Annotated in this window: 17 protein-coding genes and 2 pseudogenes; 6 read left to right on the forward strand and 13 right to left on the reverse strand. The window is 71.9% G+C overall.

Going from position 1 to position 16,381, the window contains the following annotated elements; translation table 11 throughout:
• Positions 1–38 precede the first annotated feature (38 nt).
• The 4 genes from ACIBU0_RS11265 to ACIBU0_RS11280 form a co-directional block, all read right to left on the reverse strand.
• On the reverse strand, positions 39–386 hold the full coding sequence (locus tag ACIBU0_RS11265) for an SH3 domain-containing protein (RefSeq protein WP_398815120.1): 348 nt from the start codon (positions 384–386) through the stop codon (positions 39–41).
• Positions 387–592: 206 nt separating this feature from the next.
• A complete protein-coding gene (locus ACIBU0_RS11270) occupies positions 593–1,828 on the reverse strand; it encodes an ATP-binding protein (RefSeq protein WP_398815123.1) in 1,236 nt (411 codons plus the stop codon).
• A complete protein-coding gene (locus tag ACIBU0_RS11275; protein ID WP_398815126.1) occupies positions 1,825–2,613 on the reverse strand; it encodes a hypothetical protein in 789 nt (262 codons plus the stop codon). The genes ACIBU0_RS11270 and ACIBU0_RS11275 overlap by 4 nt, the downstream gene beginning before the upstream one ends.
• A gap of 93 nt (positions 2,614–2,706) precedes the next feature.
• The gene (locus ACIBU0_RS11280) at positions 2,707–3,213 is read right to left on the reverse strand and encodes a dual specificity protein phosphatase family protein (RefSeq protein WP_398815129.1); all 507 of its coding nucleotides are present in this window, start codon (positions 3,211–3,213) and stop codon (positions 2,707–2,709) included.
• A gap of 114 nt (positions 3,214–3,327) precedes the next feature.
• Here ACIBU0_RS11280 and ACIBU0_RS11285 point away from each other — a divergent pair, with 114 nt between their 5' ends.
• On the forward strand, positions 3,328–4,128 hold the full coding sequence (locus ACIBU0_RS11285) for a nuclease-related domain-containing protein (protein ID WP_398815131.1): 801 nt from the start codon (positions 3,328–3,330) through the stop codon (positions 4,126–4,128).
• Positions 4,129–4,133: 5 nt separating this feature from the next.
• Here the strand turns inward: ACIBU0_RS11285 and ligD are convergent, their stop codons facing one another.
• Positions 4,134–5,015: a non-homologous end-joining DNA ligase gene (gene ligD / locus ACIBU0_RS11290; protein WP_398815134.1), complete on the reverse strand. Its 882-nt coding sequence runs from the start codon at positions 5,013–5,015 to the stop codon at positions 4,134–4,136.
• Positions 5,016–5,077: 62 nt separating this feature from the next.
• On the opposite strand from ligD, the gene ACIBU0_RS11295 reads away from it, so the two are divergent.
• Entirely contained in the window at positions 5,078–6,115 is a 1,038-nt protein-coding gene (locus tag ACIBU0_RS11295) for a Ku protein (RefSeq protein WP_398815137.1), read from the forward strand.
• Between the two features lie 115 nt (positions 6,116–6,230).
• On the opposite strand, the pseudogene ACIBU0_RS11300 reads toward ACIBU0_RS11295, so the two are convergent.
• Positions 6,231–7,532: pseudogene (locus ACIBU0_RS11300) on the reverse strand (beta-ketoacyl-[acyl-carrier-protein] synthase family protein); the annotation flags it as partial.
• A gap of 54 nt (positions 7,533–7,586) precedes the next feature.
• Positions 7,587–8,321 carry a thioesterase II family protein gene (locus tag ACIBU0_RS11305; RefSeq protein WP_398815140.1) on the reverse strand — a complete coding sequence of 245 codons (735 nt, stop codon included), beginning with the start codon at positions 8,319–8,321 and terminating at the stop codon, positions 7,587–7,589.
• Between the two features lie 121 nt (positions 8,322–8,442).
• On the opposite strand from ACIBU0_RS11305, the gene ACIBU0_RS11310 reads away from it, so the two are divergent.
• The gene (locus ACIBU0_RS11310; RefSeq protein ID WP_398815142.1) at positions 8,443–9,261 is read left to right on the forward strand and encodes an SAM-dependent methyltransferase; all 819 of its coding nucleotides are present in this window, start codon (positions 8,443–8,445) and stop codon (positions 9,259–9,261) included.
• Here the strand turns inward: ACIBU0_RS11310 and ACIBU0_RS11315 are convergent, their stop codons facing one another.
• Positions 9,262–10,182, reverse strand: a complete 921-nt coding sequence (locus ACIBU0_RS11315) for a helix-turn-helix domain-containing protein (protein ID WP_398815145.1) — start codon at positions 10,180–10,182, stop codon at positions 9,262–9,264.
• A 152-nt stretch (positions 10,183–10,334) separates the two neighbouring features.
• Complete coding sequence (locus tag ACIBU0_RS11320; RefSeq protein WP_398815148.1) at positions 10,335–10,565, reverse strand: DUF397 domain-containing protein; 231 nt, start codon at positions 10,563–10,565, stop codon at positions 10,335–10,337.
• A 257-nt stretch (positions 10,566–10,822) separates the two neighbouring features.
• Here ACIBU0_RS11320 and ACIBU0_RS11325 point away from each other — a divergent pair, with 257 nt between their 5' ends.
• Positions 10,823–11,329 carry an ATP-binding protein gene (locus ACIBU0_RS11325; RefSeq protein WP_398815151.1) on the forward strand — a complete coding sequence of 169 codons (507 nt, stop codon included), beginning with the start codon at positions 10,823–10,825 and terminating at the stop codon, positions 11,327–11,329.
• 175 nt (positions 11,330–11,504) lie between these two features.
• Complete coding sequence (locus ACIBU0_RS11330) at positions 11,505–11,699, forward strand: hypothetical protein (RefSeq protein ID WP_398815153.1); 195 nt, start codon at positions 11,505–11,507, stop codon at positions 11,697–11,699.
• A 69-nt stretch (positions 11,700–11,768) separates the two neighbouring features.
• Here the strand turns inward: ACIBU0_RS11330 and ACIBU0_RS11335 are convergent, their stop codons facing one another.
• The 4 genes and pseudogenes from ACIBU0_RS11335 to ACIBU0_RS11350 form a co-directional block, all read right to left on the reverse strand.
• Positions 11,769–12,722 carry an alpha/beta fold hydrolase gene (locus ACIBU0_RS11335; RefSeq protein WP_398815156.1) on the reverse strand — a complete coding sequence of 318 codons (954 nt, stop codon included), beginning with the start codon at positions 12,720–12,722 and terminating at the stop codon, positions 11,769–11,771.
• A 35-nt stretch (positions 12,723–12,757) separates the two neighbouring features.
• Positions 12,758–12,975, reverse strand: a pseudogene (locus ACIBU0_RS11340) (MerR family DNA-binding transcriptional regulator).
• Between the two features lie 158 nt (positions 12,976–13,133).
• Complete coding sequence (locus ACIBU0_RS11345; protein WP_398815159.1) at positions 13,134–14,378, reverse strand: MFS transporter; 1,245 nt, start codon at positions 14,376–14,378, stop codon at positions 13,134–13,136.
• An 88-nt stretch (positions 14,379–14,466) separates the two neighbouring features.
• A complete protein-coding gene (locus ACIBU0_RS11350) occupies positions 14,467–15,012 on the reverse strand; it encodes an SDR family oxidoreductase (RefSeq protein ID WP_398815165.1) in 546 nt (181 codons plus the stop codon).
• Between the two features lie 247 nt (positions 15,013–15,259).
• On the opposite strand from ACIBU0_RS11350, the gene ACIBU0_RS11355 reads away from it, so the two are divergent.
• A partial coding sequence (locus ACIBU0_RS11355; protein ID WP_398815168.1) for a BTAD domain-containing putative transcriptional regulator occupies positions 15,260–16,381 on the forward strand: 1,122 nt, incomplete at its 3' end.

Genomic DNA, 16,381 nt, shown 5'->3' on the forward strand with positions numbered 1-16,381 from the left:
CGGAACTTACCCAAATTGTATGTCTTGTGTGCCTTGCGTCAGCACAAGCGCGGCGACCGCGTTGTCTCGATGAACCGGGCCGACCCCCAGGCCCAGGTGCCGTCCGCGAGGAGGTACCAGCGGTTGTTGCCCTGGACGCTCTCACCGAACCACTGGCAGAAGATCCTGACGACGTCCCCCTCGTGTGCGACCCGGATCACCTGACTGCCCCGATTGGGCGCACTGCGCAGCAGCAGCGTGCTCGCGGTGACGACCCCCCTCGTGAACTGCCGGTCGTGGTCACCGCCTTGCCCCCACTCGTCGTCGGCGACAGCGGGCGTGGCGAAGGCCGCGACGGCGACGGCGCCGGCGGCCAGGGATATGGGGATGCGGGAGCGCAGGGTCATGGGAGGTACCTCCATCAGAGTGGGGCAAACCTGACTAAACGCCACATTAGGAGTAACGGAGGAGAGCCGCGCGCGATGCTGGGCCATAGGAGCGCAGCGCCCCGAAGGGGCGCGCGCTCAGGGGCGCGGGGAACTGCGCGACAAGCCCCCACAACCCGCAGACGGCGAACAACGAGCAGTCCCGAGCTCGTGTCCGCACCAAACAGCTACCGCAACGTCAAAGTAGCCACGGCGCCCCCATCCACCGCATTGGCGAACGTCAGCCGAGCCCCCAAAACCTCCGCCTGCCCCAAAGCGATGGTCAGACCGAGCCCGTGCCCCTTGGCACCGCCCTCCGTGCGAAACCGCTGAGGCCCGTGCGCGACGAGATACTCCGGATAGCCCACACCGTGATCCCGCACGGTGACCACGGGCCCGTCCACGGTCAGCACGACCGGCCCCCGCCCATGCTTGTGCGCATTGGCGACCAGGTTGCCGAGAACCCGCTCCAGCCGCCGCCGGTCGGTCTCCAGCACGACATCCCGTACGACGACGACCTCGGTCTCGGTGCCGGACGCCCGAACCACCCGCTCGGCCAGCGCGGCGAGCGGCTCGCTGTCCAGCTCCACCCGCTCCCGCCCGGTGTCCAGCCGCGAGATCTCCAGCAGGTCCTCGGTCAGCGTGCGCAACGCGGCCACCCGGTCCTGCACCAGCTCCGTCGGCCGCCCCGGCGGCAGCAGCTCGGCCGCCGCATGCAGCCCCGTGAGCGGCGTGCGCAGCTCATGCGCCACGTCCGCGGTGAACCGCTGCTCGGCGAGCAGCTTGCCCTGCAGCGAGGAAGCCATGGTGTCCAGCGCCGCGGCGACCGCGGCCACCTCGTCCTGCGGCCGGCTCGGATCCTTCGTACGGGGATCGTCGACCCGCGCGTCCAGGTCGCCCCCGCTGATCCGCCGGGCCACCCGGGCCGTGGCGTGCAGCCGCCGCGTCACCCGCGTCACGGCGAAGGCGCCCACCAGCACCGTCGCCCCGATCGCCAGCCCCGAAGACCACAGGATCGCGCGGTCGAGACCGTCGATGGTGCGGGCCTGCTGCGAGTAGTCGATCCCGACGGCGAGGACCCGCTCGTCGTCGACCGGGCCCGCCGCCCACATCATGGGCCGCCCGTGGTGATCGGCGACCATCGTGCCCCGGTCCCCGGCCAGCGCCAGATCCCGCAGTGACCGGGGCAGATCCGGCGGATCCAGCCGGGCGCCCGGCGCGAGGGTGTCCCCGGCCTCGAACGCCCTCGTGGCGTCCTCCAGGCGGGCCAGGGCACGGTCGCGGGCCTGGCCGACGGTCTGGTTCGTCACCGAGACGTGCACGAGGATGCCGAGCAGCGTGGCGAGCGCACAGCACATCACCGTGATGAAGAGGGCGGCCTTCACGGCGAGCGTGCCGGCCCACTGGGGGAGTGCGAGCCTCATGGAGTGCTCGCAGCGGGCGAGCCCCCGGAGGGAGAGGCGGAGCGCGAGGGGGAGGCGGACGGCGAGGGGGAGCGATGCGACGGCGACGGATGCGGGGTCTTGTTCTTGTGCGGGCCGGTGCGCAGCATCTCGTCGTGCGTGAGCAGCATCGCCTTCTGGTCGGCGTCCCAGGTCCACTGCAGCCGGTACTCGTACCCGGCGACCTCGGACGGCGAGCGGATGATCACCGACCGCCCGGCCAGCTCGACGCCGCTGATGGCGTCGTCCCACTCCATCACCTGCACGAGCTTGCGCTTCTCGACGGTGTACACGCGCACCGCGGTCTGGTTGCCGGGCATCAGCCGGAAGCCCACCGTCAGGTCGGGCTGCCCGTCGCCGGTCAGATCCCGGTAGTACGGCTGCAGGACCGGGCACCTGCCGCGTCCGGCGCCCATGGCGCACTCGGCCATCAGCCGGCCGGTCGTCCGGTACTGCGCCTTGGCGCCCGTGTAGTCGCCCGGGGCCTCGGCGATCTCCTTGCGCACCACGGCGACCGGATCCACCTCGCGTATGTCGCCCCCGGGGACGGCGACCCCCTTGACGACCTCCCGGTTCACCTCGCCGATGACATAGGCGGGGCTGGACGCCGGCGTCAGCTGCGGCCAGAGCTTGTCGGGGCTGACCGCGGTCTCGGTCGGGCCCGCGCCCTGGAGCCCCCCGGCGTCACCGCAGGCCGTGGCGCACGCCAGCAGCAGCGCGACAAGGGCGCTGAGCGCGGCGATGCACACGGGGCGACTGCGGGGCACGGCTCTCCTGGGGCTCGGGACGGTTGTCGGCCCGTACACCCTATTCGTACGGAAGTCCTTTTTGCGCACCCGGTGGGCGGACGGCGCACCCGGCTACTCGGCGAGTTCCTCCAGGAGCCGGGCGGTCGACAGGCCGGCCCGGAGGTACTCGACGAACAGCTCGTTGTGCAGCGCCCACGGAGAGCGGCGGGAGCGTATCAGCCGGATCGCCCGCTCGGCGGAGTGGTTGCGGCGGACCAGGGCGTGGGCGATGACGAGCCCCGAGCGGTTGTACCCGTGGTAACAGCGGACGAGGACCCTGCGGCCCGCGTCCAGTGCCTCGCAGGCCGCCTCGGCCAGCCGTATCACTCCCGCGAGCTGGGTCCCGTCCAGCGGCCCGTCCGGGATCGGCCACACATGGTGCTCGACGCCGGGGTCGGGCCCGTGGCCCGGCAGCCGCAGCAGAGTCTGTACGAGATCGAACTCGTCCCGGACGACCGCGAACTCCAGTTGCCCCGACTGCCCCCGGAACTCGTGCCCGCCCATCCACAGGCCGGGCACGATCTCGTTCCACGGGCTGTCCGGAGCCGGTACGTCGGGTTGCTTCCTGCGGGTACGCAACGGCGCCTCCCCAACCACGCCACCCGGGGTGTCTGCCCAACTCCTCTCAAAGGTAACCAGGTTCTTGCCCGCGCAGCACCCTGCCTGTTCCCATGGTCAGTGGGGTGATGGTGCATGAGCGGACTGCGCGTCATACCGACCTGGCGGCACGGCCAGGAACGGCTCTACGTCTGCCTCACGGACGGGCGGAACATCGCCTGGTACGACCGTGAGGCGGCCCGGATCAACCTGCTCAGCGAGGACCGCAGGGACGAGGTGCTGGAGGCCCTCGGCCCCTTCGTCACCGGACCGGTGGCCGTGGGCCCGCCACCGGTCCCGACCCCCGCCGAACTGGCCCGGCTGACCCTCCACCCGGACGACGACCTGGCGCCCAACCGGCCCGGCGAGGCGCTCCTGGTGGCCCTCGACCGCGATCCCGGCCCCACCCGCCGGCTGCGCCCCGACCCGCGCCGCCGTGCGCTGGCCGCGGAGCAGACGGTCGGCGAGGTCCTCGACCGGCTGGACGGCGCCGGCTGGCACGCGCTGCACTCCATCGCGCTGCCGGGCGGCGACCGCATCCACCATCTGGTCATCGGCCCCGGCGGTCTGTTCGCGCTGCACTCCCTGTACGCCCGCAAGCAGAAGGTGACGATCGCCGACCCGATGGTCTCCCTGGGCCGCCGCGAACCGTACCCCCTGCTGCGCCGCGTCCGCGCCGACGCCGACCGCGCCTCCTACGCCCTGACCGCGGAGGTCCGCCCCGTCCTCGCCCTGGTCGCCCCCGCCGACGTGGTGATCCCCGGGCCGCTGCGGGAGGTACGGGTCCTCCGGGACACCGAACTGGACGGGCTGGCCCGGGTGGGCGGGGTGCTGAAGCCGGCGGATGTGGAGGCGCTGCATGCGATGGCAAGGGACCGCCGGGTCTGGCATGGCTGAGTTGATCAGGGCAGCGTGCCCGACCGGCTCGGGTCGAGGAGAGGAGCCAGCAGGTCGCCGTAGTCCTGTAGGCGTGGGGCCAGGTCCGGGGCGAGGAAGGTCAGGCTGCCTGGGGAACGGCAGTCCGTCACCTCCTCCCAGGTGACCGGTGCGGAGACGGTGGGCTCGCGGCGGGCGCGCAGGGTGTAGGGGGTCGCCGTCGTCTTGCGGGCGGCGTTCTGGCTCCAGTCGACGAAGACCTTTCCGGGGCGCAGGCTCCTGGTCATCCGGTGGATCACGAGCCGGGGCATGGCCTTCTCGGCCTCCACGGCGAGTTCCTTGGCGTACTCGGTAGCCTGCTCGGACGGGGCGGGCCGGATGGCCGCGGTGAGATGCAGGCCCTTCGAGCCGGACGTCTTGGCGTAGGCCTCGATGCCGTCGGCGGCCAGCCGCGCCCGTAGCCAGAGCGCGACCTCGCAGCACTCGACCACGGTCGCGGGCGAGCCGGGGTCGAGATCGAAGACCAGCCGGTCGGCCTCGCCGGGCGCGCCGATCACCCACTGGGGCGTATGGAGCTCCGTGACGAGGTTGGCGGCCCACATCAGGCTCGAGAGGTCCTGCACCAGCACCATGCGCGCCGGCCCCTCGACGCGGGGGACCTCGGCGGTCGTGACCCAGTCGGGGGTGCCCGGCGGGACGTTCTTGGCGAAGAACACCTGGCCGTCCGGGCCGTCGGGGTACCGCAGGAAGGACAGCGGCCGATCCCGCAGATGCGGCAGCAGGGCGTCGGCCGTGGTGGCGTAGTAGTGCAGCATCTCGCCCTTGGTGAAGCCGGTCGCCGGATACAGCACCTTCTCCAGATTGCTGAGCGCGAGCCGTCGCCCCTCCACCTCTGTGATCGGCGTCATACGATGAGAATTCCAGAAATTGTGGTGGATGTCCGGGGAAATCTCGCGAACCGACCGAAAGGGTGCTGCACGTGCGATCCATATGGAACGGCGCCATCTCGTTCGGCCTGGTCAGCATCCCGATCAAGGTGGTGAACGCGACGGAGAGCCACTCGATCTCCTTCCGCCAGATCCACACGGAGGACGGTGGGCGCATCCGCTACCGCAAGGTCTGCGAGCTGGACGACCACGAGGTCACCCAGGCCGAGATCGGCAAGGGGTACGAGGACGCGGACGGCACGATCATCCCGATCACGGACGAGGACCTGGCCCACCTTCCGCTTCCGACGGCGAAGACGATCGAGATCGTGGCCTTCGTGCCGGCCGACCGTATCGACCCGCTGCACATGGACAGCGCGTACTACCTCGCGGCGGGCGGGGCGCCGGCCGCGAAGCCGTACACCCTGTTGCGGGAGGCGCTCAAGCGCAGCCAGAAGGTGGCGATCGCGAAGTTCGCCCTGCGGGGCCGGGAGCGGCTGGGCATGCTGCGGGTGGTCGGCGACGCCATCGCCATGCACGGCCTGCTGTGGCCGGACGAAGTGCGCGAGCCCGAGGGGGTCGCGCCGGACACGCGGGTCACGGTGAACGACAAGGAACTGGACCTCGCGGACGCCCTGATGGACACCCTCGGCGAGGTCGACCTCTCCGAACTGCACGACGAGTACCGCGAGGCCCTGGAGGAGGTCGTCGCCGCGAAGGCCGCCGGCGAGGCGCCGCCGGAGGCTCCTGAGCCGGCGGCGGGGGGCAGGGTCCTCGACCTGATGGCGGCCCTGGAGAGCAGCGTGCGGGCGGCGAAGGAGTCGCGTGGAGAGGCGCCGGCCGAGGCGAAGGGGGAGGTCAGACGGCTGCCGCAGCGCAAGGCGGCGAAGGCTTCACCGAAGCAGGCGGGGGGCAAGAAGTCGACGGCGACGTCGAAGAAGACGGCGGCGAAGAAGACGGCGGCCTCGGCGAAGAAGTCGACGGCGAAGACGACTCAGGGAACGAAGAAGACAGCGGCGAAGAAGACCGCTGCCAAGAAGACGACCGCCAAGAAGACGGCGTCCCGTAAGCGCGCGTCATGAGCGCCTGAACGTCTGCGTGGGGGTGTTGTCTCGCGAGTGCGGCGTGTGTGTGGTTGATCGCGCCCACGCGGCGGAGCCGCATATCGATACAGCCCCGCGCCCCTATGGGGACGCGTCAGTGAAGGCGTCTCAGTGCCAAGACTGCGTTGTGGCCGCCGAAGCCGAACGAGTTGCTCAGCACCAGGTCGCCGTCCTCCGGCAGGGCCCGTGCCGCTCCCGTCACCACATCCAGGTCGATCGCGTCGTCGACCTCCCGGCACCCCACGGTCGGCGGCACCACCGCGTGGTGCAGGGTCAGTACGGCCGCCACGGCCTCGACGCCGCCCGCGGCGCCCTGGAGATGGCCCAGGTGTCCCTTGAGCGCGGTGACCGGTACCGGGCGTCTCCCGAGTACCGCCCGCAGCGCTTCCGCCTCCGCGAGGTCGCCCTCGATCGTCGCCGTGGCATGGGCGTTCACGTGGACGACGTCCCCGGGACGGCCCCCGGCGTCCCGCAGGGCGCGCCGGAGCGCGAGGGCGACGCCGGTGCCGGACGGGTCGGGGGCGGCCATGTGGTGGGCGTCGGCGGAGAGTCCCCACCCGGCGGCCTCGCAGTAGATCCGCGCTCCACGGGCCCGGGCGTGCTCCTCGGCCTCCAGGACGAGGATGCCGGCGCCCTCGCCGTTGACGAACCCGCCGCGGTCCTTGGCGAAGGGCCGGGAGGGCGAGCCCTCCGCGGGGTCCCCGTCGGCCAGCGCCCGCATCGCGGCGAAGGACGCCATGATCGCCGGGGTGACGACGGCTTCGGCGCCGCCCGCGAGAGCGACGTCGACGCGCCCGTACCGTATGCGGTCGATCGCCTGCCCGATGGCCTCGGTCCCCGATGCGCAGGCGCTCGTCACGGTCCGGGCCTCGCCCGTGATGTGCAGATCGAGGGAGACCTGGGACGCGGCCTGCGAGGGCACGGTCATCGGGGTGGTGAGCGGCGAGACGGCCCGTGGGCCCTTCTCCCGCAGCTTCCGGTCCCCGCCCACCAGCACGGACGCGTCACCGAGGATGGCCCCCAGACTCACCCCCACCCGCTCCGGATCGATCCCGCTCTCCCGGGTACCGCCCTCGGCGAACCCGGCGTCGGCCCACGCCTCCCGCGCGGCCAGCACGCCCATGTGCGCGGCCCGGTTCATCCGCCGCGCCACCGGCCGGGGCAGCAGCCGTGCGGGATCCTCGGGGACGGTCCCGGCGATCCGTACGGGCAACCCGTCGAACTCCGCCCCTTCCAACTCCCGTATCCCGTGCCGCCCGTCCAGCAGCCCCTGCCACAACGCCCCGACCCCGACGCCCAGCGGCGTGACCGCCCCGAGCCCGGTGACGACGACCCTGCGGGGCGCGGACGCGGCGGCCTCGCTCATCCGGCATGCCCCCTCTGGTCGTTGAAGGTGAAAGGAAACATGCCCAGTTTTTCCTTCGCCTGCACGTCCGTTCGACAGGCCGCCTCACGACAGCTGTGCGGTGATGAACGCCAGCAACTCCTCTTTCCGCGAGCCGAGATAGAAGTGGCCCCCCTCGAAGACCTCGATGTCCAGCCCCTTCGCCGTGACGTCCGACCAGGACCGCAGGTCCTCGACCGTGCACGCCGGATCACGGTCGCCGCCGAGGGCCGTGACCGGAATCTCCAGCCGGTGCAGGCGAGCCGGGCGGTACGCGGCCAGCAGGCGGAAGTCCGCGCGCAGGGCCGGCATGATCATGTTCCGCAGTTCGGGGAGTTCGTAGACGGCGGCGCCCTCCGGGTCCAACTTGCGGACGTGGGCGAGGATCTCGCCGTCGGTCGGGGCAGGGCGGGGCGCCTCCTCCTGCTCGGTGCGGGGTCTGGCCCGGCTCGACACGAACAGGTGGGCGAGGGTGCGGCCGGGGACGTCCGCCAGGCGGCGGGCCACCTCGTACGCCACGGACGAACCCATGCTGTGGCCGAAGAAGGCCAGCGGCAGGCCGTCGGCCGTCTCGTGCAGCAGCGCCCGAGTGATCGCGTCCGCCAGCTCCGCCATCGTGGCCGGGCACGGGTCGGCGAGGCGTTCCTGGCGGCCCGGGTACTGCACCGCCATGACCTCGATCTCCGGCGGGGCCAGCGTCGCCCAGTCATGGAAGTGGCCGGCCGCTCCGCCCGCGTGCGGGAAGCAGACGAGCCGGATCTTCGCGTCGGGTGCGCTCACGCGCCTGAACCATCGGGTCATGCCCTTCAGTGTGAACGTTCGTCCGACGGTTGACCGATGGACTGGCCCCACCAACTGCCGTCTCCCTAGGATGTGTTGTCGGCGAGGTGCTCTCCTCGGCCGGCCTGCCCCTGGGGGAACCATGGAACCTGGAAAGCAGCTGTCCACGTCGATCGATGCCACGGTCCCGACAGCCGCACGGATGTACGACTACTACCTCGGCGGCAAGGACAACTACGCGTCCGACCGCGCCGCCTGTGAACAGCTGGACAAGGTCGTCCCCAGCACCCGCGCCCTCGCGCTGAACAACCGGCGCTTCCTGCAGCGGGTGGTCCGGACGCTGGCCGAGGACTACGGCATCCGGCAGTTCCTCGACCACGGCTCCGGCCTGCCCACGCAGAACAACGTCCACCAGGTCGCGCAGGCCGTCGACCCCTCCTCGCGCGTGGTGTACGTCGACAACGACCCCATGGTCCTGGTCCACGGCCGCGCCCTGCTGGAGCAGAACGAGAACACCGCCGTCATCCACGCCGACATGCGCGACACCGACGGCATCTTCTCGCACGCCGACACCAAGCGCCTGATCGACTTCTCGCAGCCGGTGGCCGTGCTGTTCAACTCGGTGTTCCACTGCATCCCCGACAGCGAGACCGACGGCCCGCTCGCCGTGGCCCGCCGCGTGGCCGAGCGGCTCGTGCCCGGCAGCTGCATGGTGATGTGCCAGCTGGTCAGCGAGGACCCCGAGGTCCGCGACTTCGTCACCGACTTCATGGACCAGGCGACCCAGGGGCACTGGGGCCGGGTGCGTGAGGAGAAGGACGTGGCCCAGTGGTTCGAGGGGCTGGACGTCCTGGAGCCGGGGCTGGTGGAGGTCTCCACCTGGCGGCCGGACACCGAGGTGGCGCCCCGCCAGCTCACCCAGGAATGGATCGAGTTCGGCGGCGTGGGGCGGCTCCGGTAGTCAAGGAGCAGGTGCGTAACGGGCCTTCGTCTCGCGCAGTCGCTTGAGTGACTCGCGCGGGTCGAGGGCCTCGTCGCCCAGCCGGTCCAGGGCGATCCGGTACTCCTCCGTCTCGTCCTGGTCCTCCAGGAAGGCGGCGCTCTTGATGTGCTCCAGATAGACGATGTCGGGCAGATCGACGCCGCCGAAGCGCAGATACGTGACGGGGATGGCGGGCGCCGAGGCGTTGGTGACGTCCAGCGGAACGATCTGCACCGTCACATGGGGGAGCCGGGCCATCTCCTCCAGGTACTCCAGCTGCTCGCGCATCACCTCGCGGCTGCCCAGCACCCGCAGCAGCACCGACTCGTCGACGATCGCCCACAGCCGGGGCGGGTCCGGGCGGTGCAGCAGCTCCCGCCGACGCATCCGCAGCTCCACCCGCCGCTGCACCTCACGAGTCGGCGCGGTCGGCAGCCCGCGCTCCACCACGGCACGGGTGTAGGCCTCGGTCTGCAAGAGGCCGGGAATGTACTGGAGTTCAAAGGTACGGATGGCAGTCGCGGCCTCCTGTAGCCCGACCAGCCGGTCGAACCACTCCGGCATCAGCCGCTTGTCGTAGCGCTGCCACCATCCCGGCTCACCGGCCCGCCGCAGCAACTGCACCAGCACCGACGCCTCGTAGTCGTCCGCGCGATAGTGCTCCAGCAGGGCGCGCACGTCGGCCTCCGTGGGCGGCCGACGGCCCTTGCCCGCCTCGATGCGCGACAGCTTCGCCGGACTGAACCCCACGGCACGCGCCGCCTGGTCCTGGGAGAGACCGACGTCCTCGCGGATCCCCGCCAGCTGGACGCCGACCAGCATCTTGAGCAGGGTCGGCGCGGGCTCGGTGCGGTTCAGATACGGTTCGAGGCGGGAGATGCGAGGTGACTCGGCGGACATCCTGACTCCCGGTAGACCGGCATACGACAGACCGCATTATCGCATCCCGCCGCCTCGTGCCGCCGGAACCGCGGGAAGTGGATGGCTCAACTTCCGCTTCCGCGCGGGTTTCTGGCTCCCGGACAGGGCCCTTGGAGCTCTGGGAGTCCGGATCACACGAGGTGGTCGAATTCCCCGTCCTTGGCGCCCGCCAGGAAGGCGGCGATCTCGGCCGGTGTGTAGACGAGGGCCGGCCCGTCGGGGTGGCGGGAGTTGCGCATCGCGATGCTGCCGTCGCCCAGGGAGGCCACCTCGACGCAGTTGCCCTCGGCATTGCTGTGCCGGCTCTTGATCCAGTGGACGCCCAACGAGCTTGCCCGCACGCCGTTCTGTGCTGTTGGCACTGCACTCTCCTTGCTCACGTTCCACCACGCGCACGCCCCGCCGCCCCAGGGGCCCGGACCGCACCACGTGCTCAGGGTCGACACCGCGCGCGCAATTTCCCGTGAAATTGCACGGAGGCGCCGTCGGCGTGGATAATAGTGCGTGGCGTCAACTGCTGCGCAGCCGCCTCGTCCTGACCGTGTATCAGGGAGACGTTGTGTCCTTACCTGCGTACGAAGGGCTTCGAGTGCCCGGTAGCGCTGCGTCACCTGCGGGGTTGGCCGGGACGCCGGAAGCGCTCCCCGACATCCCGGACCGGCGCCCTGTCACCAGGCCCGACCCCCCGCGCATCCCGCCCCGCTCCGTCGCCCTGCGGCTCACCGGCACCGAACGGGGATGCGGTCAGGCCCGCGACTTCGTCCGTCGCACCCTCGGCGACTGGGCGCTCGACCACTGCAGCGCCGACGCCCTCATGGTGGTCACCGAACTGGCCGCCAACGCCGTACAGCACGGCGTACGGCACTCGGCGGCCGCCCACTCCGCCGCCCAGGGCGAGGCCGAGATCTGGCTGAAGCTCAGCCTCCGCCGCCCCGCCCACCTCGTCTGCGCCGTCACCGACCCGAGCGACAGCCCGCCCGTGTACCCGCACACCAGCGACCTCTTCGACGAGCACGGTCGCGGGCTGCGCATCATCGACGCCCTGTCCGAGCACTGGGGGTGGACCCGGCGGCAGCCCCTGGGCAAGACGGTCTGGGCGATGCTCCCGACCGACCACCAGGACTGATCCGCCGGCCACCGTCGGGCCCCGGCGCCACGGGACATTTTCACGATGGGCGCATCGGAGCTACGTTTCCTCCTCAAATACGATCCTTCGGCTGTGTTGAATTTGTGGGCCGGGCAGGGGTCCCTGTCCGGCTCGACAGCGCCTTACGGCAGCAACCAGCGGAAGGATCGGCACTGTGACGCGCAGTACCGCCGGAAACGATCACCCACCGATCTATGAGGACCTGGTGCGTGAACGCGGAGACGCCGTGGCGGAGGCCCAGATGGCAGCCGCACACACGCAGAACCAGGCAGCGGAGCTGCTGAGCGGCGGGGAGCCGCACCACTGGGACGCGCCCACGGGGCAGGAGCGCCCTTCCGACTTCGGGTGAACGGCCCGTAGCGCGTCGACAGCACCGAGACGGTGACGCACACCGCGTAGATCGTCAGAGCCGGCATCGTCAGCAGGCCCGGGGCCCACAGCTCCTCGACGACGACGGCGAGCCCGAGGAGGGCGGCGGGCAGGAGGACGTTCCTCTTCCACCTGCCCCGCAGCGCCTCGATGACCCGGGTGAGCGGGAAGACGTAGGTCGGTGCAGAGTGTTGCCCACCACCCCGGCGCTCGCCGCCAGGGCGTCCAGCCAGCCGCCCAGCAGGCCGTGGACGACAGCGGGCCGGTCGAGGTGGACGTTGTGACCGGCGCCGTCCACCGCCGCGTACGTCATGTGCGGGTAGTGCTCCAGCAGCTCCAACTGGTCCCGCCAGCCCACGAGATGGTCCTGCCGTCCGGTCACCAGCAGGTGCGGCCCGGCGTGCGTGCCGAACCGTGCCTCCGGGGTCTCGGTCAGCATGTACGCCTTCAGCAGCGCGGCCGCGTCCTCGCGGTGATGGCTGCGGATCCCCGGCAGCACGTGGTCGCGGAAGGAGTTCCAGCCCGTCTCGTCCTGGTGCACCGCGATGGCGGCGAACACCTCGCGGTCCGCCGGGGCGAGGGACGCCAGCAGCGCCTCGTCACGCGTGAGCACCTCGCGCTCCGGCACCGCCCGCTCGCCGCTCGGCTTGACCAGCGGCGCGATGAGGGCCGTACCGAGGACCTGCGCGCAGCGCTCGGCGACGACGTGCCGGGCGAGCTGGCCGCCGTAGGAGATCCCCACGACGGCGAAGGGCTCGTCCCCGATGACCCTGTCGACGAACCGCAGCACCGCCTCTCCCATGGCCTCGGCCGTGACCGGCCCGGACAGCCGTGGTGAGCGCCCCGACCCCGGCAGGTCGGCGTAGAGCCGACGCCAGCCGTCCCGCTCGGCGAAGACCGGTTCGAGGGGCAGCAGAAGCCGGTGGTCGATGGTGTAGCCGTGCAACAGCAGGACGGGCGTGCCGGTGCCGAACTCGACGTGATGGAGCAGTTGTTCAGTCATGGGTCCACGCTCCGGCGGTGATACTGGTGCGAGGGTCAAGTCGCCAGGTCGGGCGGCGGTCGGCGGTCGCGTACGGCGTCGATGTACTGGGCCGTGGCGTCGCGGTGACGGACCAGGGAGGGATGCGTTCCGTCATACGGTCGCGCTGACGCTCCAGGGTGGCGATGATCTCCGGGGCCAGGCCCTGCTCCTCGTAGTACCGCAGCAGCCTGCGGGAGGTGTTGGTGCGCTCCGACAGCTCACCGATGCGCATGGGGGATTCCTTTCTCTGGGGGAGACGGCACCCGGACGGCCCTCGGACTCCCCCGGGTGGCGGGACGTCCGAGGACCGTTTGGCGACCGACCACGATGGCGCCGCTGACGAACGGCCGCACATCACGGCACTTCCGGCGGAACGCCTGCGCGGAACGCCTAGGCGGCGGGCCGCTTCGCGGGGAAGCCGTGGCTGCGGGCGAGGACGACGACCGCGAGCACCGGCAGCAGGAGCAGCAGCGTCGTCCACGGGAAGGAGTCGCTGCCGATCGCGTCGAGCAGGATGCCGCCGATCACACCGCCGGCCGCCATGGCTACGTTCCACAGCGTGACGAGCATGGCCTGGGCCGCGTCGGCGGACTCGCCGCCGGCGTCGCCCGCCGCGGTCTGCAACAGGGTGGGCACGCCGCCCCAGCCCAGACCCCACAGCAGGGCGGCGACATACACCAGGGCGGTGTTGTCGGCGAGGACCGCCAGCAGCGCCGCGGACGCGGCGACCAGCAGGGCGCCGGCGATGGTCAGCGCGCGCAGCCGGCGATGGATCCGGGCGCCCACGATCCAGATGCTGACCAGCGAGGCGGCACCGAACACGAGCAGCACCAGGTCGGTGTCGCCACCCATGCCCAGGTCCTCCAGGAACGTGGCGACGTACGCGTACAGGATGGTGTGGGCCAGGACGAAGACCAGCGTGACGAACAGGACCGGGGCCACGCCGGGGACGCGCAGCGCGCTCAGCATCTTCGGACGCTCACCGCGCTCCTGCCCGGGGTAGTCCGGCACGGCCGCGAAGATCCACAGGAGCAGTACGACGGTGAGCCCCGTCATCGCCAGGAACACCGTGCGCCAGCCGAGCGTCTCGCCGAGGAAGGTACCGGCCGGTACGCCGAGGGAGAGTGCCACCGGGATGCCCGCCATGGCGACTGCGATCGCCTTGCCCTGCAAGGGGACGGGCGCCATGCGCCGTGCGTACCCGGCGAGCAGGGCCCAGGCCAGGCCGGCGGCGACACCGGCGACGGACCGCGCCACCATCGTCAGACCGTAGACCGACGACACGGCCGTGACGGTGTTGGCCACGGCGAAGCCCGCCATGGCCGTCAGCAGCAGCACCTTGCGCCGCCAGGCCGAGGTGGCCGCGGTCAGCGGGATCGCCGTCAGGGCGGTACCGATCGCGTAGATCGTCACCGTCTGGCCGGTCGCCGACTCACTCACATGGAGGTCGTTGCTCATCGCGGGGAGCAGGCCCGCCGGGAGCGTCTCGGTGAGGCTGGTGATGAAGACCGCCGTGGCCAGGGCCAGCAGGGCGAGGAGCGGGAGCTTCTGCCGCTCGTCGCTCCCGCCCTGGCCGTCGGGTGCGGCGCGGGTGTCCTTTCCCGGGGCGGTGGTGGTGTCTGGTGAGGTGCTCATGTCCTGATCTCCGGATCTTCGGGGACGGGATGGGGTGCGTTCGGTGCCGGGGGACGTTCGGTGCCGGGGGCGGTTCCTGGACAGCCGGTTACGGGTGGTGGCGGAGGCCGCCGTCGACCGGGAGCCGGGCGCCCGTGGTGAACGTCGCGTCCGTGGCGAGGAAGAGGGCGGCACGGGCCACCTCCTCGGCGGAGCCGAGCCGGCCCAGCGGTGGCAGGGGTGCGGCGCCGCCGGCGGGCGCCTCGATACAGTTCGGGGCCACGGCGTTGACACGGATGCCGCGGGCGGCGAGCTCGGCGGCGAGCGCGCGCACGGTGGCCGGGGTCGGGGCGGGAGCGGTGAGCACGACGGCGCCGCCGTCCGTGAGGTACGGCAGCAGCGGACGCGCGCTCGTTGCGGCGCCGGCGAACACGAGGTCGATGCCGCCGACGGGCCCGAGGCCGGACTGGACCGAGTCCGGGGCGACCACACGCGCGGCGGAGCCCAACTCGACCTTCGCGTGCTCCCGCTCCCGGGCGGAGCCCGCGGTCAGCAGCACTTTCGCGCCGCCCTCCACGAGACGCTTGGCGATGGCCAGCCCGATCCCGGTGGACTGCCCGACGACCACGGCCCTTCTGCCCGCGTACCTGGTCATGCCTACCGCTCCCTCCGCATGGCGCCCCTGCCGGATGCGCCAGGTCACCCGACGGGAACGACTGTGCGGGCAGGTGCTTCGGAGGTGCTTCGGATGTGCTTCGGAGGGACGTCGAAGGGAACGTCGAAGGGAAGGTCGAAGGGACTTCGGGACCGCTTACGGTTCGCTGACGTTCGGCGCCGGGGCCGGTTCGGCGGGCCACGCCCGCACCCGGGCCCGCCGCGCCCGGACATGTACGGTTGCTCGCATGCGGTTTGGGGTGCTCGGGCCACTTGTGGTGTGGGACGACGAGGGGGAGACGGTCAGGGTTCCCGAGCTGAAGGTCCGGGCACTGCTCGCGGATCTGCTCGCGCACGACGGGGAGCCGGTCTCCGCCGACCGCCTCGTCCATGACCTGTGGGGCGACGAACCGCCGGGCAAGCCGAGCGGTGCCCTCCAGGCCAAGGTCTCCCAGCTGCGCCGCGTGCTCGGCCGCGACCGCGTCGTACGGCAGGCACCGGGCTACCGCCTGCGGCTCGACCCCGCGGCCGACGAGGTGGACGCCGACCGCTTCCGCGCCCTCGTGGCCGAGGCCCGCCCCCTCCGGGACCCGCGCGCCAGGGCCGCGCTGCTCACCGAGGCCCTCGATCTGTGGCGCGGGCCCGCCTACGCCGACTTCGCGGACCAGGAGTTCGTACGGGTGGCCGCAGGGCGCCTCGCCGAGCAGCGGCTGTCTGTGCAGGAGGAACAGGCCGAGGCCCGCCTCGATGCGGGAGACCACGTCCTCCTCACCGGCGAACTGGCCGACCTCGTGGCCCGACACCCCCTGCGGGAGCGCCTGCGCGCCCTCCAGATGCGGGCGCTCTACCTCGCCGGCCGCCAGAGCGAGGCCCTCGCCTCCTACGAGGCCCTGCGCTCCCACCTCGCCGAGGACCTCGGCGTCGACCCCGGCCCCGCCCTCACCGCCCTCCACCAGGCGGTGCTCCGCCAGGACCCGGGCCTGGAAGCGACCACGCGTCCGGCCCCCTCACCGTCCGCGCCGACGCCCGACACGGCGTCTGCGGCTCCGGGCGCGGATGGGATGGTGCCGGGCACGACCACGACGGGGCCGGGTGCGGCGGTTGTGGTTCCGGGCGGGGTTGGGATGGTGGCGGGTACGGCCGTGGTGGGTCGGGGTGCGGTGGCTGCGGCGACGGATACGGCCGGCACGGCGTCTGACGTGGCCACGGCGGGGCCGGGTGCGGTGGTTGCGGCTCCCGGCGGGGTTGGGATGGTGCCGGGCACGACCACGGCGGGGCCGGGTGCGGCGGTTGTGGTTCCGGGCGGGGTTGGGATGGTGGCGGGTACGGCCGTGGTGGGTCGGGGTGCGGTGGCTGCGGCGACGGATAAC

This window comes from Streptomyces sp. NPDC049627, from assembly GCF_044465645.1.
GTDB lineage: Bacteria > Actinomycetota > Actinomycetes > Streptomycetales > Streptomycetaceae > Streptomyces.